The sequence below is a fragment of the Candidatus Dadabacteria bacterium genome (assembly GCA_009837205.1).
Lineage (GTDB): Bacteria > Desulfobacterota_D > UBA1144 > Nemesobacterales > Nemesobacteraceae > Nemesobacter.
The window spans coordinates 1-24,634 of record VXTZ01000026.1 but is presented as its reverse complement, the minus strand read 5'-3'; the positions used below and the strand labels follow the sequence as shown (position 1 = coordinate 24,634).

Below are 24,634 nucleotides of genomic sequence, written 5' to 3'. Positions count from 1 at the left end.
TGCGGGTTCAGTTGTAGTACCTTCTTACCCAGGTGGGAAGCTTGTAATCGAAGGTGGCGGGTATTTTGAGTCTTTCTTCCTCCCAGCTCTCGGGGAAGGGGTTGTAGGGGGAAGCCACCCTTATTGTGCGCAACACTTCCCTGTCCAAATTCTCGAAACCGGAGGGCTGGATTATCCTCACGTTTTCAAGATATCCGTCTTTTCTGAGAGTGAAAACGATCCGTACGTTTCCCTGCTCCCTTCTTACCTGCGATTCCTTGGGGTATTTCCAGACTTGGTAAATTCTCTCTTTCAGTTTCGTGAAATAGGAGATGTACTTGTATTCCGTCGTGTTTAGATCAACGGTGATTTCCTTCTCGACGTCTTTGGTGCCAAGAAGTTGCTCCTCTGTATTGTAGTCGAACGGAACGTCCACTATGCTGGGATTTACCATCTGGGAAGCGGAAGCGCTCGGGTCGCTTCTGGGCAGTTGATTGGGACTGGCCTTTCTTTTTTCTGGTTTGTCTTTTTCCCCTTCGGGTATGATGGCGACCCGGTCTTTTTCGGGAGAGAACCTCTCCGTGCTCTTTTTCTGTTCTCCGGGTTGAATCGCTCCCGCGGGTTTTCTTTGCGCCGTGCTTTTCTTTGTCGGCTGCGGGGCGGACCTTGAGAGTTTTGTCGTGTCATCTATCGTAGTTTCTTTTTCCGCCCTGTGAGACTTATCGGCGAGCCTTGACGGTTTGTCGGGAGGTTCAGTCTCTTTAACTGGTATCTCGATAAGTTCTATGTACGTTCTCTCAAGCGAGTCCTTAAGACTTTCGGGGTCTGGAAGTATCTCTGAGAAAAGAAACTGAATCAGTATGAAATTCAGCACGGTTGAGATCAGAAGAAAAACCGGAAAAGGGACTTTTCTGTTTCTGTTCATCGGGGTTTACCAGCATTTTGCCGCGCGGGAGGCGGGGACTGTTTATATCTTCAGTATATTCTGTATAAGAACCCTGGCAAAGTCGGCCGTCTTGAGGTTGCCTCCCAGATCCCGGGTCTTGTCGCCGTTTGAAAGGGCTATGTTGTAAGCCGTCTTTATCTTGTCGGCCGCTTCTCTCATGTCCTCTCTTCCTTCTGAATCGGCCAGATACCTGAGCATCATTACCGCTGACATTATTAGAGCGAGCGGATTTGCTATTTCGAGTCCTGCTATATCCGGTGCAGACCCGTGTACCGCTTCAAAGACCGAGTATTCATCTCCTATGTTGGCACCGGGAACAACGCCGAGTCCTCCGACAAGGCCGGCGCAGAGGTCGCTCATCACGTCGCCGTAGAGGTTTTCAAGCAACAGGGTGTCAAACATGCCCGGATCCTGAACCAGTCTCATGCACCCCGCATCTATGATGTACTCTTCATACCCTATGTCCGGGTACTGCTCGCTTACCTCCCTTGCCTTGCTGATAAAGAGACCGTCTGTGATCTTCATTATATTGGCCTTGTGAAACACGGTCACCTTTTTTCTGTCTCTTTTTCTCGCATATTCGAAACCCCATCTGGCGATTCGCTCGCACGCTCTCTCGGTCGCGACCTTCATGCTCATCACGACTCCAGGGGAAACCGTGTTTTCAACGCCGCTGTAAAGACCTTCGGTGTTCTCGCGCACGATGACTATGTTAACGTCAGAGAATCTGGTCTTCACGCCCTCAATGCTTCGTACCGGCCTTACGGCCGCGTACAGGTCAAGTTTTTTTCTCAGTTCCACGTTTACCGATGAGAACCCCTCTCCTATCGGGGTCGTGCATGGGCCCTTGAGCGCGACTTTATGTTCCCTTATGGCGTCCAGAGTGACTCCCGGCAGAGCTTCCCGGTATTTTTCTATAGCCGATACGCCGGCCCCTCTTATGACCCATTCGATCTTGGCTCCGGAAGCGGCGATTACGTCCTTTGTCGCTTCGGCGATTTCCGGACCGATACCGTCTCCCGGGATTAAAACGACTTTTCTAGCGCTCATAATCTGTACGTGTGATACGGTTTGAAACCAGGTTTCTATGGAACATATATGTTCTTATGCGGCAAGTTACGTGCCAACAAATCACTTTCCGTGTCCGCATGTCCGCGAAGCTTTTGCCAGGCACTTCAGCCCAGTTTCTTTAGAAGCAATACCCCAACCAGAAGCAGTATGAAAAATATAACCGTAAATATGTTGAAATATTTATCGATAAGCAATTTTACTTTTTCTCCGAAAACCGAAAGAAGGAAGGCGATTATTGCGAATCTGGCTGTTCTTCCCACGGCACAGGCGGCTATGAAGGCGAGGAAGTCGACCTTGAAGACTCCCGCCGTCACGGTGAACGCCTTAAAGGGTATGGGGGTGAAGGCTGCGGCCAGAACGGCTTCAAATACATTTTCCGAGTATTTGTTACTTACCGCAGCTAGCGTCTCTGCAGTTATGATGTGCGATGTGAAAAAGTCCCCGACAAGCTCCCATACCCAGTATCCTATGAGATACCCGGCCGCCGCTCCCAGTATGGAGAAAACGGAGCAGTAAAGAGCGAAGCGGTATGACTTTCTGGGATTTCCGAGACAAAGAGCCATGAGAAGTGGATCTGGGGGTATGGGGAAAAAAGACGCTTCCGCGAAGGAAACCAGAGAAAGGGCAAAGGGACCATGCTTTCTGTCCGCCCAGCCCAGAACCCAGTCGTAGAGGCTTTTAAGCATGGTTCTCTAGTTTTTCCCTGAGCTCTTCGAGGTACTCGTAATCCGTCATATCAAGCTTTATCGGGGTTATCGAGACGTAGCCTTCAAGGATGGATACTATGTCTGAGTTTTCAATTCTAAGGGAATCAAGCTCGTTTCCGCCTATCCAGTAATACTTCTTCCCCCGGGGATCGGTTTTTTCCACTATTGGCGCCTGATAAACCCTTTTGCCCTGGCGCGTAACCCGTATTCCCTTTACTTCTTCGAGGGGAAGGTTAGGCACGTTTACGTTTAGCAGGGTGTTTTCGGGGAGACCTGCTTTAAGGACGAATTCCGCGGCCACTCTTGAATAGTGGGCTGCGGTTCGGAACAGAAAGTCTTTTTTCGCCGCGAGCGATACCGCTATTGCGGGGATTTTCATAAGAGTTGCCTCTATCGCGGCGCTTACGGTTCCCGAATAGGTTATGTCATCTCCCATATTGGCGGCCATGTTTATTCCAGAGACTAAGAGATCAGGTTTCTTCTCGCCCAGAATTCCGTTCACGGCGAGATTCACGCAGTCCGTTGGAGTTCCGTCCACGGAGAATACCCTCTCTGAAATTTCCTCGATTCTAAGAGGTCTCATGAGGTTAAGCGAATGACTCGAGGCGCTCTGATCGCGGTCAGGAGCCACGGTGTAGACTTCTCCCAAGTGAGAGAGGGCCTCTCCCAGAGCTTTCAGGCCTTCTGAATTTACCCCGTCATCGTTTGAGAGCAGTATTTTAGGTTTCATGTCTGGGAATGGTCGGGGTGACCGGATTCGAACCGGTGACCCCCGGCTCCCGAAGCCGGTGCGCTACCAAGCTGCGCTACACCCCGAACAAAAAGTTCCGGCTAGATTTTAACCCATCAGGGATTTCTCGCAACAGCCAATCCCGGCACACTGAGAAAGTCATATGGACAACTGAATTTGGCTTGAAAACTGACTTGCGGGTTTGATTTGGTCGGGGTGACCGGACTTGAACCGGTGACCCCCGGTCCCCCAGACCGGTGCGCTACCAACTGCGCCACACCCCGTATTTAACAAGAAACCGGATCAGAGGCGAACAGGACGCGAAGTGGCCCGTTCAGAGATCCCGCCTCAGGGATTTTAACTCATTTAGAATTTCGCGCAACAGTACTTTGTCCGAATAGATGGGGGATATATTTCCGCTTCCGCTTTTCTCATCCCTGAGTCTTTTCTGAACCCCCGCTATGGTGAATTTCTGATCGTGGAGCAGGTGCTTTATCTTGTGGAAGAGATAAATCGTGTCCTTGTCGTAAAGTCTCTGGGACTTCCTCCTGATAGGCCTTACTTCTTTGAACTCGGTTTCCCAGTATCTGAGAACATAGGGTTTCACTCCTATGATCTCGCTTACTTCTCCTATCTTGAAATAAAGCTTGTCCGGCAGAGACAGATCTGAAAGCATCCCAGACATACTTATATTATCATTTCAATAGCGGGAAAAAGTCAAGATATAATTATGTCAATCAGTTATAAGACACCTTTAAAGGATTTTCTATGTATCGGGCAGGGCCCCAGATTTCGCAGAGCGCCGAGGTGTTCTTTTGTGGGATAACCCTTATGACGGGAAAAGCCGTATCCGGGGTATTCTGTTTCAATCTCGGTCATGATGCGGTCTCTTGTCACTTTTGCGACAATTGAAGCGGCCGCTATTGAGGCGCACTTTGAGTCACCCTTTATTATCGCCTTTTGCCGGATGGGAAGAGAAGTCTTCGAGTTGCCGTCTATGAGAAGACAGTCCGGTTTTCTCCCTAGGGCCAGAACAGCTTTTTCCATTGCCAGAAGCGCCGCCCGCAGGATGTTTATGCGATCGATCTCCTCGGCCGCGGTCATGCCGACCGAGTAGGCGAGAGCCTTTTCCCGGATTTGCTCAAAAAGCTCATTGCGCCTTTTTTCAGAAAGTGCCTTGGAATCCCTGAGTCCGTGAATAGGCCGGTTCTCATCAAGTATTACGGCGCCTGCCACGACCGGCCCCGCCAGACATCCTCTTCCGGCTTCGTCGACGCCGGCCACGATTCTCCCGGATCCCGAGACTCTATCTTCAGTGTGTAAAAGGCAGTCGGATTCAGACAATTTCCGTTTTACGTGAGCCCGTAGCTCTCAAGTTCTCTTTTCAGTCTCTCGAGGTTTTCTCCCGAAAGCTCATAAAGCGGGGCTCTTATCCCGGGGCTTATTTTCCCCATCACGGCAAGAGCGGCCTTTACGGGTATCGGGTTTGATTCCACGAAGAGAACTCTGCTAAGCGGGAGAAGGCGGTAGTGAATCTCTTTGGCCCTCTCAGGTTCCCCCCTTGCAAAGGAGTTGTACATTTCCGATACGTCCGCGGGAGCTATGTTCGCTGTCACGCTTATGAAGCCCTTCCCCCCGACCGTTAGAAGGGGATAGTTAACCACATCGTCTCCCGAGAGGAGAATCAGATCCTCTCCGCAGAGAAAAATGATTCTGCTTGCCTGCTCAAGCGAGCCCGAGGCTTCTTTGATGCCGATTATGCTCTCGCAGTCGCAAAAAAGTCTCTCCACGGTTTCCGGCTCTATGTTTACGACCGTGCGCCCCGGCACGTTGTAGAGTATCAGGGGAATCGAAGTCTTGTCTGCAATTGTGCGGAAATGCCTATAGATTCCTTCCTGAGTCGGCTTGTTGTAGTAAGGAGTTACCACCAGAGCCGCGTCCGCACCGGCCTTCTCCGCGAATTTCGTGAGTCGCAGGGCTTCCTCGGTGCTGTTTGACCCGGTGCCCGCGACCACGGGAATCCTCTCCTTTACCGTATCCACGGTGAATTTTATTACTTCTTCATGCTCAGCGTGAGAGAGGGTTGGGGATTCTCCTGTGGTTCCGACCGGAACTATGCCGTGGGTTCCGCTCTCTATATGGAACTCTATTAACTCTTCTAGATTTCCGTAGTCAACGGCGCCGTCTTCAAACGGCGTCACTATCGCTACTATAGAACCGTGTATCAATTTTCTCTCCGTCCCAAGAGGCTGCTATACCCTAACTTTTTTGCCGCAGGAAGAACAGAAGACGCTCGCGGCGGGAATTCTCGCTCCGCAGTGCATGCAGAAGAAAGTCTCTCCGGTTCCCGCGGAGAGTTCAATGGCTTGGGCCATCACCTCTTCGAATTTCCCCGAAAGCTCTTCAAACTCTTTTCTGTACTGCTGGTGAAACATAATCGAGTCTTCCGCGTCGACTGTCTTTATTTCAAGCTTGAGCCCCTTGCTTCTGGTGGAACCGAACTTGTGATGCGTTATGGTGTCAAGCTCTATGTCCCTTAGAACGTTCACTTTGGAGCTGTTTTTAAGTAACAGGATCCTTTTTTTCGTAAGTATCAGTATGCTTCTGAAAAAAGTGTTTCTGTCTACCCATGCCCTCGGTTTGTAAGTGCAGCTGAGGGTCTGAACCGTGAGCAGCACGGAATCGTCTTCCCCGAGCAGCTCCTTCAGTTCATCGGAGTCGATCCTTGGCGGCGCAAGGAAAAAATCCGAAAGCTTTTTCAAAACACCTCTCTCAGACATGGTTTCTAACCAGAAGCTCAGCTATCTGCACTGCGTTAAGAGCCGCGCCTTTCCTTAACTGGTCTCCGCTCACCCACAGGGAAAGACCGTTCTTGACCGTGTAGTCCTCCCTGATTCTTCCGACAAAGCAGTCATCTTTCCCGGAACTTTCAACCGGCATCGGGTAGTCGGAATTCTCCGGGTCGTCAACGAGCGAAACCCCGGGGAAATCCCTGATCGCCTCCCTTGCCTCCTCGACAGTCACTTTTCTTTCCGTTTCCAGATTAAGTGAAACCGAGTGGGACCGAAAAACCGGAACCCTCACGGTCGTCGCCGTGAGGACTATGGAATCATCCCCCAGTATCTTGCGCGTTTCGTTGTGAAGCTTCATTTCTTCCTTCGTGTAGCCGCTCTCTGTAAAGGAATCTACGTGAGGAATCACGTTAAAGGCTATCTGATGGGGAAACGTGTTTATTTCGCGCGGGGGCTCTTCGCTCTCAGACCAGCTTCGCACTTGGCTTTCAAGCTCAGCTATCCCACCGGCTCCCGCTCCCGAGACCGCCTGAAAGCTCGTCGCAACCACCCTTTTTATTCTTGATACTTCATGAATGGGCTTGAGCGCCATAATAGCTACCGCAGTCGTGCAGTTTGGGTTGGCAACTATCCCTTTTTTTTCGTGAAGTGCGGCCGCTTGGGCGTTTATCTCGGGTACTACCAAGGGAATTTCGGGGTCCATCCGAAACGCCGAACTGTTGTCAATAACCACCGCTCCGCTTGCAACGGCGCGGTCCGCGTATTTTTTGCTTCTTTCGGAGCCGGCGGAGAAAAGAGCTATGTCTATGCCACGAAAGGAGTCCTCACCCAGCACCGAGACGATTATCTCCCTTCCGCAGAAACTATATTTTCTCCCGCTGGAGCGCTCGGAAGCGAGAAGGCGCAGTTCTCCCACGGGGAAATTCCTTTCCTCGAGTATCTGCATCATCTCCTGTCCCACGGCGCCCGTGGCTCCCGCTATCGCCACGTTGTATTTTTCTTTTCTTTCCATTTTCCTGTCAGTCTGTCCGGCTGCGATACTTTGATTCGATTCCGGCTACTTTTTCTATGTTTTCCTTCTCAGAGGGGTCCGGTTCGCTCTGGAACCACGCGTCGAGGATTTCCTTCGCTACGTCGGGGGATATCAGACGCAGGCTCATGGCAAGTATGTTCGCGTCGTTCCACATGCGCGCGCCCGCGGCCGTCTTTGAATCCGTGCACAGGGCTGCCCGTATTCCGGGAACCTTGTTCGCGGCAATGCTTACCCCCGTTCCCGTCGAGCAGAACAGTATTCCCTGGTCGCACTCTTTTTCAGAGACCTTCTCGGCCACCTGCTCTGCGACTTCCGCCCATTCCACGTTTTCATCCGCAAGCGGTCCGAAGAGCTCAACGTCCATGTCTCTTTTGCGAAGCTCTTCTATTACCTCGTCGGTAAGAGCGTTTTTTTCATCACTTCCAACAGCGATCTTCATCTTCGGGATCTCCTTTCTCAGATCGAAAACCATGCCGATTCATTTTTATATAAGTCTATACCATAATATGGCGGCGACATCACGGGTCAAACGACCTGCTGGGGTTATCGCCTTAAAGAAGTGTCTTCCGTCTGCAGAATGTTTGATAGGATTAATATAACGCTTAGCTTCTGGTTGGTACTGACAGTGAAGCTCAATTTCGAAATACTCTAGAATGTGTGATATTGTAAAATGATCTGTCGTTAAGACAAGATAAGCAACTTGAAAATGGAGTGAAAGATATGTCTCAACAACGAAAGTTAAAAACTTACATTTTTCCCGGCAGTTCTTGGCGTAGCAAGCTTGTTGGAGGCCGTGTACTCCACAGAGGAAGACAATTACTGCGGTCATGCGCTCAGACCGGTGTTCTTTTTGCCGCTTTAGCCGTTTTCGCAACGCTGGCCTTGCTTGCCTGCTTGCACGACAGCGACCGCCCGGGCAGCATTGCCGACCAGCTCAGAAGAAATGCCGAGGCGTTTGAGTACACGATTGGCAAGACCGGTGGGGTGCTGACGGTCGCGACCACCTCCAAGCCGCTTACCCTGAACTTGGCTATTGCGAACGATACCGGGTCGACAGGAGTTCTGGGGTATCTCTTCGAGGGCCTGACCGAGACCTCGTGGCTCACTGACGAAGTCAAACCGTTGCTGGCCGAGTCTTGGACCCATTCGGATGACGGTCTGACCTGGACTTTTTCCCTGCGCAAGGACGTGACTTGGCACGACGGAACACCTTTTACGGCGCATGACGTGGAGTTCACCTTCAACCGCATCGTATACAACGAGGACATAAAATCCAGCGCCGGGGCAACGTTCAACTTCCGGTTTCTGGACGAGGCTACAGGAACTTGGACGCAGGAGAGGATGACCGTTACGGCGCTTGACGACTATACGGTACAGTGCGTCTTGCCGGTGCCGTTTGCACCGTTCCTGCGCTCCATGGGTACCGCTATCTATCCCAAGCATATTCTGGAGCCGTACGTGGACGACGGCACTTTCAACGAGGTATGGGGTATAGACACGGAGCCGGCCGAAGTCATCGGCACCGGTCCCTTTACCATCGAACGCTATGTCCCCGGGGAACGCTTGGTCCTGAGCCGCAACCCGAACTACTGGTTAAAGGATGAAACGGGCAACAGTCTGCCGTACCTGGACAAAATCGTTCACCTTATCGTCCCGTCCCTAGAGACCGAACTCGCTAGGTTCAAGGAAGGGGACTCAGACATTCATGGTGTGCTGGGCGAGGAATTCGCGGAACTCGAACCGCTGCAGGCGGAGGGGAATTTCACTATCCACAGGAGAGGTCCCAACTTCGGGTCGACATTTCTGGCTTTTAACATGAACCCCGACCAAAACCCGGATACAATGGAACCCTATGTAGCGGCCACCAAGCTTAAGTGGTTCCGGAATACGCAGTTCCGCCAGGCTGTCGCACACATCGTTGACAAAGACGCGATCATACGCGACGTACAGCATGGACTCGGCTACCCGAAGTGGTCCTCCATCAGTCCGGCCGCAGGTGACTTTCACAATCCCAACGTGCGACGGTACGAGTACGACATCGCCGAAGCCAACCGCATCCTAGATAATCTCGGCTGGGTTGATACCGACGGGGACGGGATTCGTGAAGACGAAGCAGGTAATACGATTGCGTTTTCTCTGGTAACCCAAACCCAGGCCAACGTACGTGAAAGGATTGGAAAGATCATCCAACAGAATCTTGAGGAGGTCGGTATCAAGGCGGATTTCAGACTGATCGAGTTCGGCGAACTCGTTTCCCAGTTGACACGCTCTTATGACTGGGAAGCTATAGTCATTGGCTTAAGCGGGGGGCCGGACCCTCATGGCGGCATTAATGTCTGGCATAGCAGTGAGAATCTGCACCTTTGGTATCCGAATCAGATGCAGCCGGCAACGGACTGGGAAGCCGAAATAGATAGTCTTTACATAAGGGCGAGCCAGGAACTGAATCGTAACGAACGCATAGCGCTATACCACCGTGCTCAGGAAATCGTTGCCGAGAACGTGCCGCTCATCTACACAACGCATTCGGAACGGCTGACCGCAGTCCGAAACATCTTCGGCAACACGACGCCCACGTTGTACGGGCTTTGGGATATCCGCTACCTCTATCGAACTGATCTATAGCAGTGCTCCTGAGCCTCGGAACAACGATTGATGATTCCGGGCGCCTGCGGTGCGGGTGGGGAAATGGGGTTTTTCTCCGAGGATAACTCTCTGCAGGGGGCTTTCTGTTCTTGACAGCAATTCCCTAGTATTTATAATGATACGCTTAACAAGGAGTGGGTTCTTTAGCTGCTTTTTCTTTATAAGATTTACATCTCGATTAAATCAGTCCAGCATGGAGGTAGTATCAGGTGAAGATAGTGGTTTTTATAACACAGACGCAGGACACCGAAGCAAGGATAAAGGTCGGTTCCTCCGGCGATTCCATAGACACAGAAGGCATGAAGTGGATCATGAATCCATACGATGAGTTCGCCGTTGAGGAGGCCATCAGGACCAAGGAAGCATACGGGGGAGAAGTTGTTCTGATCACAGCGGGCCCGCAACGCGCTTCACAGGCGTTGCTTCAGGGGCTTGCGATGGGCGCCGATTCCGCGGTCCATATCTCGGATGAAGCTCTCGGGGAGACCGTTGACTCCCTTGTCATTTCAAAACTAGTCGCGTCGGAACTTGGGAATATCGAGGGGGTGGACCTGATTTTCACGGGGATGAAGATCATTGACGAGGAATCCGTGCAGGTGGGCATACAAATAGCCGAAGAACTGGGGATTGCGCACCTTGCGCTTGTAAGCAAAGTAATTGACGTAAAGCCGGATGAGAAAAAACTTGTCTGCCAGAAAGAGATCGATGGCGGAAGCGTTTCCGTCGAGGTATCTCTCCCGGTCCTTATAACTTGTCCCGACGCTATGAACGAGCCCCGCTACGCGTCCGTTCCCAACATAATGAAGGCGAAGAGAAAACCGATGAAAATCGTTTCCCTAGACGATGTGGATTTCGGTTCTCTCGGCATCAGCAGGGATGCCGTGGGCAAGTCCGGGGCGAAGATAAAAACAGTGAGTCTTGAGGTTCCCGAGGTGGAGAGAAAGCTGAGAATCATAAAGGGAAGTGACGAGGCTACGGTCAAGGGAGACGAGATTGCCGAGTCCGCAAAGGAACTCGTTAAGCTTTTAAGAGATGACGCGAAGGTCATATAATCCGGAATATTCGGGATTGCTTTATCAGAAAGTATCGCTAGGAGGCTTGAATTAAATGAGTAGTGAAATCTGGGTTGTTGCTGATATAAAGGCTGACGGACAGATAAGAAAGGTGACGTTTGAGGTTCTTTCCGAGGCCAGAAGAAAACTTGCAGGTTCTGTCTGCGCAGTGCTGCTCGGAAGCGGCGTTTCGGACAGGGCTTCTGAGCTTGCAAGCTACGGAGCGGAGAAAGTCTACGTGGTGGATAACCCCAACCTCAAGGATTTTAATCCTGACGGTTACGTGAAAGCCCTTTGCGAACTTATAAAGAAACACTCTCCGGCGGTTGTGCTCTCAGGCAACACGGCTTTCGCCGAGGATTACATGCCCAGAGTCGCTTCTGGCGTGGGTTCGGGGCTTGCCATGGACTGCGTAGATATAGGCATGACCGACGACGGAAGGCTTAAGATAAAAAGGTATTCACACTCAAGCAGGGCGATATCCACACAGGAATTCAACGGCGACGGAAGCGCGATGATCGCCACCGTAAGGCCCAATTCCTTTAAGGAGGAAGAGTCGGCCGGTGCAGTGCAGGTAGTGAACGAAGATGCAGGGGTTACGGATGCCGACATAAAGATCAAAGTCATTGAAATGAAAACCAAGGAATCTGACCGGCCCGAGCTTACCGAGGCCGAGAGGGTGGTTTCCGGCGGCAGAGGACTTGGAAGCGAGGAGAATTTCAATCACATATACGATCTCGCGGATCTGCTTGGCGCGGCCGCTGGGGCGACAAGAGCCGCAGTCGACGCGGGTTACTGTCCATATGACATGCAGGTCGGTCAGACCGGAAAGGCGGTGTCTCCAGTGCTTTACGTCGCGGTTGCCATATCCGGTTCGGTACAGCATTTCTCCGGCATGGGTTCATCAAAAGTGATAGTTTCCATAAACAAGGATCCGGAAGCCCCGATTTTCGCGAAATCCGATTATGGAATCTGCGGAGACCTTTTCCAAGTTCTTCCCCCGCTTACTGAGGAACTCAAAAAAGCCTTGTCCGAGTAGCGGAACCCGTCACACTATATCGACGACTTCCGTTTTTTCCATGGGTCTGCCGAGGAACCTGGATGCGATTGAGGTAAAGGTTTCCGAATCGTCGGTAAGGTAAAACGACATCTCCCGCGCCTTGCCGTCTTCTCTAAGCAACTCCTGAGATCTTAGTATGTTTTCGGTCTGCTTTGCGGTTTCTTCAGCTGAGTCGACAAGACTTATCCCTTCTCCCATAACCCCGGCGATCGTGTTTTTAAGAATAGGGTAGTGTGTGCAGCCTAGTATCAGCACATCTATTCCGGATTCCCTAAGATCTCCAAGATACTTCTCGGCTATAAGGACGGCGGTTTCATCATTTTCCCATCCTTCCTCTGCAAGCGGGACGAAAAGCGGGCAGGGTTTTGAGTGTATCTCTATTGAAGAGGAGCAGATTTCCCGCAGTTTTTTCTCATAGGAGCCGCTTTTTATGGTCGCCTGGGTTCCTATTACCCCTATTTTTCCGTTAACAGTGAGTTCCGAGGCCCTTTTCGCTCCCGGTTCCACCACTCCCACAACGGGAATTTCGAGATTTTCTTTCAGCATTTCTATCGCGTAGGCAGACGCGGTGTTACACGCCACGACCAGGAGCTTTATGTTCTTTGATAGAAGGAAATTAGTGGTGCTCTCAACGTATTTTCTTACGGTTCTTTGGGATTTCGTTCCATAAGGGACTCTGGCCGTGTCGCCGAGATATACGATATTCTCCTCGCAAAGAAGGTTCATTATCTCCTTTGAGACCGTAAGTCCTCCTATTCCCGAGTCAAAAATCCCTATTGGCCAGTTTTTTCTCTCTTCCATAATCCTGCCGCCGTGGCTGTGTGCTTACTCCGGGGATGGGAAAAAACGGATTTTAAATTCCGCCGGAGAAGACAATTAACTTTTCTTCTCTGATCTTGAGCTTACTTTTTTGTATTCGTTTAGGTAATCATCGGCAAGACTTTTGGCTCTCTCCACCCTCGCTTTTCTCTTTACCTTCCTTTTTTCCGCTTCTTTCCAGAGGCGGATTTCGTAGGGAGTTTCAGGGGTGAACTCGGGGACCGGGACGGGGTTTCCGGCTTCGTCGACTTTCACGTAGGTGAGAAACGCCGTGCACGCGTGGGATGACTCTCCGGTCTGGGTATCATACGAATCAACCTTGATCGCCAATTCAAGCGACCTTGTCCCCACATGGGTGATACCCGCCTTGAATTCAATCAAATTCCCTACATTAAGCGGCGAGTAGAAGAAAAGGTCGTCAAGAGATCCCGTAACCAGAACACCTTTGGTAAACCTTTTCGCCAAAATGGCGGCGCTCTCATCAATGTACTTCATGAGCTTTCCTACGGACATGAATTTCCCGTAGAAGGCGTCTTCCGGGAGCACCATTTTGGTGGTATTGAAAATAAGCCTCGAACTTTCCGTCTCATCCGCTACGTTGGAGAGATTTCTTTTCCTTCTTTTTATCTCCGGAAGTCTTCGCACCTTTCTTTCCTCGGCCAAGGTTATGATCTCCCGCTCAACCGTGCTGGACGCGCTTAGTTTTGCTTCTATTTTTCTCGGTCCTACATTTTCGTCCACGGCGACGAAGGCCATATAGGAGAGGGTTATAAGCTTTTTCTCTTCGGTTTCCCCGTTTTCTGAGTGCACGCGTACCGCGACTTCAATGGACGAGTTTCCCGCGTACTCAACCCAGCTTTCAAGAACTACTATCTCCCCGATCTTTACTGGGTTAAGAAAATCTATGCTGTCTGTGGCTCCCAGGACCGCAGGCCCGTTTGCGAACTTAAAAGACGTGATGCTGGCAGTGAGCATAATCCAGTCCATGAGTATTCCGCCGTGCAGGGTCCCGTGATTGTTGGAGTGTTCGGGAAGCACGTACTGGACCATTTTGTTAGCAGTTTCGCCTATGGAGATCATGGGTTTTCTGGCCGCTCTCCGCCGCGGCGTGCGCTCCGGAAGCGGTTCAGTCAGTTTCCGCTCGAAGAACTATCTGTTCATCTTCAAGGGAGACAATCGCCTTGCCGCCGCCTGAGAGTTCGCCGAAGAGAATTTCCTTTGAAAGCTTCTCCGCCACCTCGGAGTTTATTACTCTCTGCACGGGTCTTGCGCCGAGCTGGGGATCATAGCCCTTGCGTGCGAGAAAAAGCCTCGCTTCCGGCGTGAGGCTGATCGTTACTTTTTTCGGGACGAGCCTCTGCTGAAGCTCTCCGATCATCTTGTCGACTATTCTCTCCACTATTTTTATATCAAGAGGGTTAAACCTGATGATTTCATTCAGCCTGTTTCTGAATTCCGGAGAGAAGTACTTGTCTATGGCTTCCGGGCTTTTATCCTCAAACTCTTTTTTCGCGAACCCGACGTTCCTGTTCATGCTTTCCCTCGAACCGGTGTTCGTCGTCAGAATCAGAATTACCTGGCGGAAGTCCACCTTCCTTCCGTTTGAATCCGTGAGCGTCGCGTGGTCCATCACCTGAAGCAGTATGTTGTATATGTCCTCGTGCGCCTTCTCGATCTCATCGAGTAGAAGGACGCAGTGAGGAGATTTGTATATGGCTTCGGTAAGCTGTCCTCCCTGGTCATAGCCGACATATCCCGGCGGCGAGCCTATGAGGCGGGAGACGGTGTGTTTTTCCATGTATTCGCTCATGTCGAAGCGTATGAATTCAACCCCAAGGATCTCTGCGAGCTTTTTCGCAAGCTCCGTTTTACCAACTCCCGTAGGTCCTGAGAACATGAAAGAGCCCACGGGCTTTTCCGGCTCGCTTATGCCGGCTCGCGACATCTGTATGGCGTTTACCAGTTTGTCTATGGCTTCGTCCTGGGCGTAGATGAATTCTTTTAGATTGTCCCCGAGGTCGTGGAGGAGGTTTCGGTCCTCGACTTTTACCGACTTGGTGGGGATTTTCGCGATCTTTGCGACCAGCTTTTCCATGTCGGACACTTTTACCTGTCTCGTTATCTCGGGGTCGGGGTTGCGGAGCTTCACGGCGGCTCCGGCTTCGTCCATGATGTCGATAGCCTTGTCCGGAAGCTTTCTGTCCATTATGTACCTGTCTGAGAGTTCTATGCACGCTCTTATCGCTCCCCGGGAGTATTTCACGTTATGGTATTTTTCGTAATGGCGCTTAAGTCCGAACAGAATTTTTCCGCAATCCTCAACCGACGGCTCATCCACGGTTACCCTCTGAAATCTTCTTGAAAGCGCGTGGTCTTTCTCGAAGATGATCCTGTATTCCTTAAGCGTCGTCGTTCCTATGCATTTTATGTCTCCTCCGGCAAGGGCGGGCTTTAGCATGTTAGACGCGTCAAGGCTTCCGCCGGAAACTGCTCCGGCTCCTATGACCGTGTGGATCTCGTCTATGAAAAGCACGTTGTCCGGGTCCCTCTTGGTTTCGTCTATGACGGCGTTAAGCCTTTCCTCGAAGTCTCCCCTGTATTTCGTTCCGGCCGTGAGGGTTCCTATGTTTAGAAGATGTATCTTGAGGTTTTTCATCGCTTCGGGGACTTCCCCGGAAACCACGCGGTGAGCCACTCCTTCAACGATCGCCGTTTTCCCCACCCCCGCGTCCCCGACAAGCACGGGGTTGTTCTTTTTTCTCTTGCCGAGAATGTGGATTATCCTCTGGACCTCTTTCTCTCTTCCTATGAGGGGGTCGATGCTTCCATTCCGGGCTTTTTCGATCAGGTCCGTGCAGTAAAGCTCAAGGGGGTTTTTGGTCTCGGCCTTTTTTGTTTCCTTCTGTTGCTCCTTGGTGGTTGCCGGTTTTTCCTGCTGTTCTTCGTCCTCCTCGCCTTTTCCGTGGGATACCTGCTTTATAACGGCAAACCGGGTAAGTCCCTGGCGGTTCAGGAAGTACACGGCGTGCGATTCGGGAACCCTGAACATGGCGACCAGTATGTTAGCCCCGGATATTTCTTTTTTTTCCGCGCTTTCGGCGTGCATTGAAGCCACCCTGAAGATGTACTTGCTTCCTTCGGAGTAGGTCGGTTCGGGGAGATGGGGGGAGTCGATCGAGGATATGTTTTTAGTGAGGTGCTCCTCAAGATCGTTTGCGAGAAGCCCGGTGTCAACGTCGCATTCTATCAGCACTTCCGCGGCGATTTTGTCCCTTGTGAGTTCAAGGAGTATATGCTCCGGTGTGATAAACTCGTGCTTGCGGTCTTTTGCCTGCTGGTAGGCTCGGTAGAGGGTTTTTTCGAGTTCTTCTGATGCCACCATGTCAACTTCCCGCCTTTTGGATTTCAAGTATGCATTTTAGCGGATGTTCGTATTTCTCCGCCAGGTCTTTTACCTGTCTTATCTTCGTGGTAGCTATGTCGTAGGTATAGCAGTCGACGACGCTTTTTCCCTTGGTGTGAGCTTCGAGCATTATGGTTCTGCTGTCGTTTTCATTTTTGAAGAACACTTTCATTAGAACCCAGACTACAAAGTCCCTCGGGGTGTAGTCGTCGTTCAGCAGGACTATCATATACATATCCGGCCTTTTTACCCGGATATCCTCCCTGACGACCTGCTGGGGGTCCCTAGTATGAGTCGGATTCTCGCGCTCAGACATGTGCAATATTTTATACGATTTTTTCCGGTTTGCCACCGCGGGCCCGCTTAAGCGGGGAGTGTTTGTTGTACTCAGAGATAAGCGATCGCATGTAGGGTCTTTCTTCCCGAAGGAAGTTGTCTATGGATCTCTGCGCCCCGGGGTTGAAAAACAGATGGGAACTGTAAACCGGTACCGCTTCAAAACCGCGGAGGAACTTGTGTTCGCCCTGCGCGCCAGCCTCGAAGACATTTATTCCGTTATCTATGGCAAACTCTATCGGTCTGTAGTAACAGCACTCGAAATGAAGGTACGGAATCTCTATGTTGCATCCCCAGTACCTGCCGTAGAGCTTGTCGCCTTTTCTGAAATTTATGGTGCCGCCGACCGGATGGCCATCTATCTGCGCGATCACAAGTACAGTTTTTTCCCTGTACGTCTCGAACACCGAGTCGAAAAACTCCCTGTTAAGATAGGCGCTTCCCCATTTCCTCGAGTTGGTGTTCACATAGAATTCCCAGATAGAGTCTATGTGCTCGCGTTGTATATGCTCTTTCTCAAGCACCGAGATCTCAACGCCCAGATCGCCGAGGCGGCGTTTTTCCTTCTTTATCTGTTTTCTTCTTCCAGAGCGAAGGTCTCCGAGAAAGTCATCGAAACAGAGATAACCCGAATTATGCCAGTGGTACTGGTGAGTGAGTCTTGAGAGAAATCCGCAGTCAGAGAGCAGTTCCTGCTCTTCTTCTGTTACGAACAGAAAATGTATTGAAGAGAGGCTTTTAAGAGAACATACTTCAACCAGTTTCTTTATGAGTGCCTGCGCGCATGTTTCATAATCGTAGTCTTTGTGAACGATTATCCTCGGGCCGGTTGTCGGGGTAAACGGTACTCCTGCGACCGCCTTGGGGTAGTATCTTAACCCCGCGTCCTGATAGGCCCGCGCCCATTGCCAGTCGAATATGTACTCGCCGTAGGAATCGGTTTTCAGGTAGAACGTAACCGCTCCGACAAGCTTTTTTCCCTCGCGTAGCAGAAGGTGGCGCGGCTCCCATCCGGTGCCCGGACCCACGCATCCGGATTTCTCTAGAGCGAAGAGAAAATCAAACTCGAAAAAAGGGTTGTTATCGGGCTGGATGGAGTCGTATTTTCTTTTTTCGACTTCCGTTATCGAATGGCATATCTGGAATGCGGTTGATTTTTTGGATAGCTTTTTTCGTATCTTCATTATCCGCAACCGGTGAGCAAAGAGGGTATCGCCGAGAAATAGTATCAGGTTTCTTTTTGTTTTTGTCGAGATGATAGGCTTGTCAGGCATATGTCATTCCTTCGCTGGTAAGGAACTTTTCCGAAACCTTGAGTGGAGCATAAAAAAGGGAAGAAAATACGGTCTTGTAGGTCCGAACGGCTCGGGTAAAACTACGCTGCTTGAGATCGTAATGGAACTCATGGAGCCGGAAAAAGGGCAGGCATCCGTCCCCTCCGCGCTGACCGTGGGCTACCTGCCGCAGATAATGGATCTGGGAACAGGTGATCTTACGGTGCTCTCAGCAGCCCGCACGAGCGATCGCGACGAAGGCGAGGAAGGTTCCGAAAAACCCGTACACGAAGCCGAGAAAATCCTGTTCGGACTGGGTTTTACGGGGGAACAACTCTCCCAGAAGGTTTCTTCCCTTTCGGGTGGCTGGAAGATGCGGGTCGAGCTTGCGAGAATACTTCTTCTGGAACCCGAGGTTCTTCTTCTCGATGAGCCGACCAACCATCTTGACATAAAAAGCATAGAGTGGCTTGAAGGGTACCTTGGAAACTACCGCGGAACCGTGGTTCTGGTATCTCACGACAAATACCTCCTTGACCGCATGGTTGACACGATCGCGGAGCTTGAAGGCGGGGGGATAAGGGAGTTTCGAGGCGACTACTCTGCTTACCTTGAGAGAAAAGAGCAGCTTGCCGCGGTCGCCGAGGCGACTGCTAAAAACCAGGAGAGAAAACTGCGGGCGCAGCGTCGTTTCATAGAGCGGTTCAGGTACAAGGCTTCAAAGGCAAGACAGGTGCAGAGCAGGATAAAAATGCTTGAGAAAATGGAACCCGAAGCCCCGTCCCCGGAGACCCACAGAACCCTTGAGTTTGATTTTCCTGCCCCCGAACGCGCGGGACGCGTGGTTTACGAGATAAGCGATTTCTCAAAGGAGTATGAGGTTTCCGGCGGTACAAGGAATGTCGTTTTTCAAAACTCCCCCGCGCTTCGTGTGGAGAGAGGAGACAGGGTAGCCGTTACCGGGAAAAACGGCGAGGGGAAAACCACTCTCTGCAAGATGGTTGCCGGCGTGGAGGGTTTCTCTGGCCAGAGCCGCCTCGGCCACAACGTAACCCTGGGTTACTACGCCCAGAACCAGGACGAGATGCTTAATCCGCAGAACACGGTCTACGAGGAATTCATCGGAGCTTATCCTCTTTTTTTCCAGACCGAGGCGAGAACGCTTCTGGGCTCGTTTCTTTTCGGTGCTTCCGATATAACCAAGAAAGTATCAGTTCTCTCGGGTGGCGAGAAAAGCCGCCTGTCACTTCTAAAGATTCTGGTTTCCCGTTCCAATTTTCTGGTCCTCGACGAGCCTACGAACCACCTTGACATGGCTTCTAGGGAGGTACTTCGTCGTGCCCTCGAGGAGTATTCCGGCACCTTTTTGCTGATAAGCCACGACAGGTATTTCATTGACAGCCTAGTAAACAGGGTGTGGTACGTGGAAGGAGGAGGGGTTGAGACCTTTATAGGCAATTACTCGGAGTTTCTCGAGAAAAAATCCCGCGACTCAGATGATGAACAGATGCCCGCCGAGATGGAAAACGACGAACCCAGGAAAAAAACCACAAAAGCCCTCGAGGCCGAGCGGCGCAATCGGCTTTACAGGGAACTTCGCGAAAAAGGCATAGAGAACATGGAGAATTGGATGCTCCTTTCGAAAAAGCAGATGTCAAATGCCCTTTCGGATCTTGAGAGCAGGATATCAGAATGCGAAACTGAAAAAGAGGAGATGGAGAGATTGCTTGCGAACCCCGAGACTTTTCCCCAAAGCACTAACTGGGAAGAAAAAACAAGGCAGCTAGGTGAACTCGAGGCGAAGCTCTCTGCCCTTTACGGCAGGTGGGATGAGGTAAGTGAGCACATGCGAAAGAATTTTAATTAAATGCAGTTAAGTTTTTGTACCGCGGTTTTTTCTTTATAATGATAAAACCCGCGATTTTCTGATTTAAGAGAACTTTGGATGAACGCAGCCGTAATAGCGATAGTCGCAATAGCCCTTTACCTGATCGGGTACAGGTATTACTCGAAGTTCATCTCAGAAAAAGTCTACGGAGTAAGAGAAGGGGAGCCTACCCCTGCCCACCAGTTACGGGACGGCGTGGATTACGTGCCCGCCGGCAGACACATTCTTTTCGGCCATCATTTTGCATCCATAGCGGGAGCCGCTCCTATAATAGGACCGGCCATAGCCGTGTTCTGGGGGTGGGTTCCGGCGATTATCTGGGTTGTGTTCGGAACGATTTTCATCGGGGCCGTTCATGATTTCGGCGCTCTGGTTATCTCGGCGAGAAACAGGGGAAGATCCGTCGGGGACCTAGCCGGCATATTCATAAGTCCGAGGGGAAGAACCCTTTTTCTTCTCATGGTCTGCTTTCTGGTCTTTTTCGTGATAGCAGTTTTCGCCTACGCAATCGCGGTTCTTTTCGTAAGCTTTCCCGCAAGCGTGCTTCCCGTGAACTTCCAGATACTGGTGGCACTTGTTATAGGATTTCTCTTCTACAAAAGAGGGGTTCCCATCCTGTGGCCATCGATAATCGCGCTTGCGCTTCTTTATTTCATGGTCTGGGCGGGGACCAAAGTTCCCCTGACTATCCCCGAGGTTATGGGAAGCCAGGTGGTGACTTGGGTAATCATTCTCATGATTTATTCCTTCGTGGCTTCGGTTCTTCCCGTGTGGATGCTTCTTCAGCCCAGGGACTACATAAACGGAATCCATCTTTTCGTAGGTCTCGCGATACTGATAACGGGGATAATGGTGGCGCATCCCGAGATGCAGGCCCCGGCTATTAATTTCGCCGCCGACGGACTTCCCCTGCTTCCGTTTCTTTTCATAACCATTGCGTGCGGAGCGGTAAGCGGATTCCACGGTCTTGTCGCGAGCGGAACTACCTCGAAGCAGCTTGACAGGATGAAGGATTCAAGATTCGTGGGTTACGGGGGTATGCTGGGGGAGGGCACGTTAGCCATGATAGCGACTCTAGCGGTCGCGGCGGGAATAGAGCGCAGTGAATGGCTTGAGCACTATCATTCGTGGGAATCGGCATCAAGCGGCGGCATAGCGAATTTCGTCATGGGAACTTCGAGCTTTCTTACCCCAATCCATATCCCCGAGGTGCTGGGAACTACCCTTATAAGCGTGATAGTGATAAGTTTTGCGGCCACTTCCCTTGATACCGGAGCCAGGATACAGAGGATCGTTATAGGCGAACTTGGGGAGGCCTACGGAATAAAGGCTCTTAAAAACAGGTATATCGGGGCGTTTTTCGCCATCGTGCCTCCGCTTGCTCTCGCACTTTTCGCGCAGGTTCCCGGCAAGGGGCCAGGCTCGGGCGGGTTTTTGCTCTGGCCTCTTTTCGGCGCTACAAACCAATTGATAGCCGGAATCACGCTGCTTCTGATTACCCTTTACCTAAGAAGATCGAAAAAACCGTTTATCTACACGCTTGTGCCGATGGTTTTTCTGGTGGCCATGACTACTGCCTCCATATTTTTCAACCTTAAGTATTTTCTGGATAACACGCTTCTTTTCAGCCTCTCGGCGATAATGCTCGTTCTTGCCGTCTGGCTGGTTTTTGAGGCTGCGATCGTGTCGAGGAGAACTCCCGGCGACGGCTGAGGCCTTACGTTACATTTCCTTTCTGTCCCGAAGCGCCTTGCCGAGCGTGAGTTCGTCTATGAACTCTATGTCTCCACCGACGGGTATTCCGTAGGCTATTCTCGAGGTTTTGATCCCGAGGGGCTTTATTGTTCTTGAGAGGTAAACCGCGGTGGCTTCGCCTTCGACGTTTGTGCCGGTCGCGACTATTATCTCTCTTATATTTTCATGCCTCGCTCTTGTTATGAGTTCTTTTATCCGGAGGTCTTCTGGGCCCACGCCTTCAAGGGGGGAGATTACCCCGTGGAGGACGTGGTATTTTCCCCGGAACTCCCCGCTTCTCTCTATGGCCAGCAGGTCAAGCGGTTCTTCGACGACGCAGAGGACCTGCGGATCTCTTGAAGGATCCGAACAGATCGCGCACGGATCCTTTTCCGTGAAGTTAAAGCACGTGCTGCATGTGCTTACGTCGGATTTGGTTCTGATTATTGCGCTTGAGAGGCTGCGCGCGTAGGCTTCCGATGATCGGAATATGTGAAATGCAAGGCGTGTCGCGTTTTTCTCGCCGATTCCCGGAAGCTTGGAAAGTTCTTCTATTAGTCTTGAGATCGGCTCGGGAAGGCCGGTTCTTGGCATCTCAGATAAGCCCCGGCGGAAGCCCCATGCCGGCGGTGAAGCGCGAGACTTCGTCTTTCATAAGCTCCTGTCCTTTATAAAGGGCCTCATTCACGGCGGCGGTCACAAGGTCCTGGAGCATCTCAATGTCGGTTTCGCTTATTATTTCGGGCTCTATGACTATTGATGATATCTCTCCTTTGGCCTTTGCCGTAACCGTGACCATTCCGCCTCCGGAAGAAGCTTCCACGGTTTTTTCCCCGGCCTCGTTCTGAAGGCGCTCCATCTGCTCCTTCATCTTCCCCATCTGCTTCATAATGTTTTTCATGTTTCCGCCTAATTTCATTTTTTTCACCCCTAGCTTAAATTTTTTCTTTTTATCACGCTGGCGTCAAACTGTCGGATTGCGTAGTTAACTATCTCGTCCTCCGCGGGATCAGGCTTTCTCGAGGCTCCGCCGGTCCCGTTAATTTCCTCGTCGTTTATGGTATCGATATCGAGCCTTATTCTCTCAACGCCGAGCATTTCCTTTAGTATCTTTCTCAGCTCTCTCGATTTTTTAAGCTCTTTTTCATGATTTATGCCGTTTTTAAGAAATTTCACGCTCACCCGGTTTCCCTTTACTTCAAGCAGGTGGGCCTGGGCAAGCTTTTTCGCTAAGAACTTGTCTTTGCCGTGCACAAAGTCGACGATCTCCTGTTTTACGGGATCGTCGCCCGAGGTTTGCTCCCCGGCCGCAGACGCAGGTGTTTGCTTTGCCGGTTTTTCGTTTTCCCCCGTGCCTTTTTCTTCAACGTGCCTGCTCTCTTTCTCCGCGGGTTTGTCTTCCTGTTTCTCGGGACGGCGCTCCGCGGTTCTAGTCTGTCCTCCCGGGGAGCTAGGTGTTTTTCCCGTGCCGGAAGCCTGCGGAGACAGTCTCTCAAGCCTTTTCAGAATGTTGTCTATCTTCTCTACTTTTCCGACAGTGCTCATCTTTACAAGCGCAAGCTCAAGCACGATTTCCGGGTAAAAGGAGCTGCGTATTCTCTCTCCCCCGTCGATTATTACGTTAAAAAGAAGCTCCACGGTTTCCGTGGATTCGTCTTTTACCAGTTCTGAAAGCTCGTCCTTTTCATCCGGGGACAGGTCGGAGGTAAAATCCTTGCCGCAGATCTTAAGGTAGAGCAGGTTCCTGAACATGTAAATGATGTCCTGGGCCATTCTCCTGGGGCTTATCCCTTTTGACGCGGCGTTTCGCACGAGCTCCACGCATTTTGCCGGTTCCTTCGCGAAAACGGCTCTCAGGATGCTTTTAAGCGATTCGTTATCCGGTATGCCGAGCAGGCTTATTACGTCCTTGTGGGTTATCCTGTCTTCAAAGGACACGGTCAGCTGGTCAAGCAGGCTCAGTGAATCTCTCATGCTTCCCTCAGATTCCCTTGCGATCAGGTAGAGGGTTTCCGTATCGATTTTTATCCCCTCCGCCTTTGTTATTTTCTCGAGAGACTCCTTTATTTTCTCGACAGGTATTTTCTTGAAATCGTATCTCTGGCAGCGGGACATGATGGTCGGGGGAACCTTGTGGGCTTCCGTAGTCGCCAGTATGAAAATCGCGTGCTCCGGGGGCTCTTCCATTATCTTAAGGAGGGCGTTAAAGGCCGACTGGGAGAGCATGTGCACTTCGTCGATTATGTAGACTTTTTTTCTCGCGGAAGCGGGGGAGTATTTGACGCTCTCTATGATCTCGCGAACATCGGCCACGCCCGTGTGCGAAGCGGCGTCGATCTCCTGCACGTCAAGCGATTTTCCCTCCGATATCCCCTCGCAGATTGAGCACTGCTCGGTTGAGCAAGGGAATTTCCCCCCGTCTTTTCTCTCGCAGTTTATGGCCTTGGCGACGATTCTCGCCGTGGATGTCTTTCCCGTGCCTCTCGGGCCGGCGAAAAGCAGTGCGTGGGCTATCTTCCCGGATTCGATTGAGTTTCTGAGGGTGACGGCGGGGAATTCCTGACCTATCAGGTCTTCGAAAGTCTGGGGGCGCCACTTGCGGGCGAGTACTCTATATGCCATTTTATTAAAACCAGCGACCAGGTATCCGTAACGCACGGAGGTTTTTGCTACCGTTGCTCCCTTCCGGGCCTGGCGGAGTTCGCAAGCCCCAGTCGTACGGGCCCGGCCACTGGATTGCATTCTCCAAACATATGAACCGTCGCGACTCGGTAGGTAATCAATCTACACAAAAACGGATTTTTTAGAAATGCGCGGTCGGGAATTTCGTTTTATATCAGGGGAAAACGGCACAATGTTACGGTTGGCGGATTTCCCTCGAATGTCTTTTTACTTGGATTGTTTATTCCTCTGCAAGGCTTCACTTGCATTGAACAAAAGATAAATAAGATTTTAATAAACCATCTGTATATAAAATCGTGGGATACACTGCTGTCCCAACGTTTTGAGCTGAGTGTATTGTAACCACTTGATTATAGCGACAAAACAGCCATTAATAGATGCGTCCGACTTGAAGTTCAAAATCTGTTTTCCCATGATACATGTATCCATCAGCATAACAGGAGGCAGATGTCATGTACACGGGGAAACTGGTTTTCTCTCAG

Annotated in this window: 23 protein-coding genes, 2 tRNA genes and 1 other RNA gene; 5 read left to right on the top strand and 21 right to left on the bottom strand. The window is 51.1% G+C overall.

The window, feature by feature from the left end; genetic code table 11:
• Window positions 1–7: 7 nt before the first annotated feature.
• From F4Z13_06070 to F4Z13_06015, 12 genes are all read right to left on the bottom strand, one after another.
• Window positions 8–904 carry an energy transducer TonB gene (locus F4Z13_06070; GenBank protein MXZ48794.1) on the bottom strand — a complete coding sequence of 299 codons (897 nt, stop codon included), beginning with the start codon at window positions 902–904 and terminating at the stop codon, window positions 8–10.
• A gap of 42 nt (window positions 905–946) precedes the next feature.
• A complete protein-coding gene (locus F4Z13_06065) occupies window positions 947–1,975 on the bottom strand; it encodes an NAD-dependent isocitrate dehydrogenase (protein MXZ48793.1) in 1,029 nt (342 codons plus the stop codon).
• A 125-nt stretch (window positions 1,976–2,100) separates the two neighbouring features.
• Entirely contained in the window at window positions 2,101–2,682 is a 582-nt protein-coding gene (locus F4Z13_06060; GenBank protein ID MXZ48792.1) for a DedA family protein, read from the bottom strand.
• Window positions 2,675–3,433 (bottom strand): 5'/3'-nucleotidase SurE, encoded by a 759-nt coding sequence (gene surE / locus F4Z13_06055; GenBank protein ID MXZ48791.1) that lies wholly within the window; start codon window positions 3,431–3,433, stop codon window positions 2,675–2,677. The genes F4Z13_06060 and surE overlap by 8 nt, the downstream gene beginning before the upstream one ends.
• Window positions 3,434–3,442: 9 nt before the next feature.
• Window positions 3,443–3,519 (bottom strand) — tRNA-Pro (locus F4Z13_06050).
• A gap of 122 nt (window positions 3,520–3,641) precedes the next feature.
• Window positions 3,642–3,717: transfer RNA gene (locus F4Z13_06045), tRNA-Pro, on the bottom strand.
• 50 nt (window positions 3,718–3,767) lie between these two features.
• The gene (locus tag F4Z13_06040; GenBank protein ID MXZ48790.1) at window positions 3,768–4,109 is read right to left on the bottom strand and encodes a MerR family transcriptional regulator; all 342 of its coding nucleotides are present in this window, start codon (window positions 4,107–4,109) and stop codon (window positions 3,768–3,770) included.
• A gap of 65 nt (window positions 4,110–4,174) precedes the next feature.
• A complete protein-coding gene (locus F4Z13_06035) occupies window positions 4,175–4,777 on the bottom strand; it encodes a ribonuclease HII (GenBank protein ID MXZ48789.1) in 603 nt (200 codons plus the stop codon).
• An 8-nt stretch (window positions 4,778–4,785) separates the two neighbouring features.
• Window positions 4,786–5,661 (bottom strand): 4-hydroxy-tetrahydrodipicolinate synthase, encoded by an 876-nt coding sequence (locus F4Z13_06030; protein MXZ48788.1) that lies wholly within the window; start codon window positions 5,659–5,661, stop codon window positions 4,786–4,788.
• Window positions 5,662–5,685: 24 nt separating this feature from the next.
• Window positions 5,686–6,213: a zinc ribbon domain-containing protein gene (locus tag F4Z13_06025; GenBank protein ID MXZ48787.1), complete on the bottom strand. Its 528-nt coding sequence runs from the start codon at window positions 6,211–6,213 to the stop codon at window positions 5,686–5,688.
• Window positions 6,206–7,237: an aspartate-semialdehyde dehydrogenase gene (locus F4Z13_06020; GenBank protein MXZ48786.1), complete on the bottom strand. Its 1,032-nt coding sequence runs from the start codon at window positions 7,235–7,237 to the stop codon at window positions 6,206–6,208. The genes F4Z13_06025 and F4Z13_06020 overlap by 8 nt, the downstream gene beginning before the upstream one ends.
• A 7-nt stretch (window positions 7,238–7,244) precedes the next feature.
• Complete coding sequence (locus F4Z13_06015; GenBank protein MXZ48785.1) at window positions 7,245–7,697, bottom strand: RpiB/LacA/LacB family sugar-phosphate isomerase; 453 nt, start codon at window positions 7,695–7,697, stop codon at window positions 7,245–7,247.
• A gap of 281 nt (window positions 7,698–7,978) precedes the next feature.
• Here F4Z13_06015 and F4Z13_06010 point away from each other — a divergent pair, with 281 nt between their 5' ends.
• From F4Z13_06010 to F4Z13_06000, 3 genes are all read left to right on the top strand, one after another.
• Complete coding sequence (locus F4Z13_06010; protein MXZ48784.1) at window positions 7,979–9,883, top strand: ABC transporter substrate-binding protein; 1,905 nt, start codon at window positions 7,979–7,981, stop codon at window positions 9,881–9,883.
• A gap of 230 nt (window positions 9,884–10,113) precedes the next feature.
• Window positions 10,114–10,956 carry an electron transfer flavoprotein subunit beta/FixA family protein gene (locus F4Z13_06005; protein ID MXZ48783.1) on the top strand — a complete coding sequence of 281 codons (843 nt, stop codon included), beginning with the start codon at window positions 10,114–10,116 and terminating at the stop codon, window positions 10,954–10,956.
• A gap of 55 nt (window positions 10,957–11,011) precedes the next feature.
• Complete coding sequence (locus F4Z13_06000; GenBank protein MXZ48782.1) at window positions 11,012–11,995, top strand: electron transfer flavoprotein subunit alpha/FixB family protein; 984 nt, start codon at window positions 11,012–11,014, stop codon at window positions 11,993–11,995.
• 9 nt (window positions 11,996–12,004) lie between these two features.
• Here F4Z13_06000 and F4Z13_05995 read toward each other — a convergent pair whose 3' ends face one another.
• From F4Z13_05995 to F4Z13_05975, 5 genes are all read right to left on the bottom strand, one after another.
• The gene (locus F4Z13_05995; GenBank protein ID MXZ48781.1) at window positions 12,005–12,817 is read right to left on the bottom strand and encodes a glutamate racemase; all 813 of its coding nucleotides are present in this window, start codon (window positions 12,815–12,817) and stop codon (window positions 12,005–12,007) included.
• 75 nt (window positions 12,818–12,892) lie between these two features.
• Complete coding sequence (locus tag F4Z13_05990) at window positions 12,893–13,915, bottom strand: acyl-CoA thioesterase (GenBank protein MXZ48780.1); 1,023 nt, start codon at window positions 13,913–13,915, stop codon at window positions 12,893–12,895.
• Window positions 13,916–13,961: 46 nt separating this feature from the next.
• The gene (clpA, locus tag F4Z13_05985) at window positions 13,962–16,217 is read right to left on the bottom strand and encodes an ATP-dependent Clp protease ATP-binding subunit ClpA (GenBank protein MXZ48779.1); all 2,256 of its coding nucleotides are present in this window, start codon (window positions 16,215–16,217) and stop codon (window positions 13,962–13,964) included.
• Window position 16,218: 1 nt separating this feature from the next.
• Window positions 16,219–16,554: an ATP-dependent Clp protease adaptor ClpS gene (locus F4Z13_05980; GenBank protein ID MXZ48778.1), complete on the bottom strand. Its 336-nt coding sequence runs from the start codon at window positions 16,552–16,554 to the stop codon at window positions 16,219–16,221.
• A 10-nt stretch (window positions 16,555–16,564) separates the two neighbouring features.
• On the bottom strand, window positions 16,565–17,758 hold the full coding sequence (locus tag F4Z13_05975) for an N-acetyltransferase (protein MXZ48777.1): 1,194 nt from the start codon (window positions 17,756–17,758) through the stop codon (window positions 16,565–16,567).
• A 70-nt stretch (window positions 17,759–17,828) separates the two neighbouring features.
• On the opposite strand from F4Z13_05975, the gene F4Z13_05970 reads away from it, so the two are divergent.
• Together F4Z13_05970 and F4Z13_05965 are read left to right on the top strand one after the other, a co-directional pair.
• Entirely contained in the window at window positions 17,829–19,715 is a 1,887-nt protein-coding gene (locus F4Z13_05970) for an ABC-F family ATP-binding cassette domain-containing protein (protein ID MXZ48776.1), read from the top strand.
• A 78-nt stretch (window positions 19,716–19,793) separates the two neighbouring features.
• A complete protein-coding gene (locus tag F4Z13_05965; protein ID MXZ48775.1) occupies window positions 19,794–21,449 on the top strand; it encodes a carbon starvation protein A in 1,656 nt (551 codons plus the stop codon).
• A gap of 9 nt (window positions 21,450–21,458) precedes the next feature.
• Here F4Z13_05965 and recR read toward each other — a convergent pair whose 3' ends face one another.
• From recR to ffs, 4 genes are all read right to left on the bottom strand, one after another.
• Window positions 21,459–22,064, bottom strand: coding sequence for a recombination protein RecR (gene recR, locus F4Z13_05960; protein MXZ48774.1), 606 nt, complete (start codon window positions 22,062–22,064; stop codon window positions 21,459–21,461).
• Window position 22,065: 1 nt separating this feature from the next.
• Window positions 22,066–22,389, bottom strand: coding sequence for a YbaB/EbfC family nucleoid-associated protein (locus F4Z13_05955; protein MXZ48773.1), 324 nt, complete (start codon window positions 22,387–22,389; stop codon window positions 22,066–22,068).
• Window positions 22,390–22,400: 11 nt separating this feature from the next.
• A complete protein-coding gene (gene dnaX, locus F4Z13_05950; protein MXZ48772.1) occupies window positions 22,401–24,092 on the bottom strand; it encodes a DNA polymerase III subunit gamma/tau in 1,692 nt (563 codons plus the stop codon).
• Window positions 24,093–24,103: 11 nt separating this feature from the next.
• Window positions 24,104–24,201: signal recognition particle sRNA small type (ffs, locus tag F4Z13_05945), an RNA gene on the bottom strand.
• Window positions 24,202–24,634: the final 433 nt, after the last annotated feature.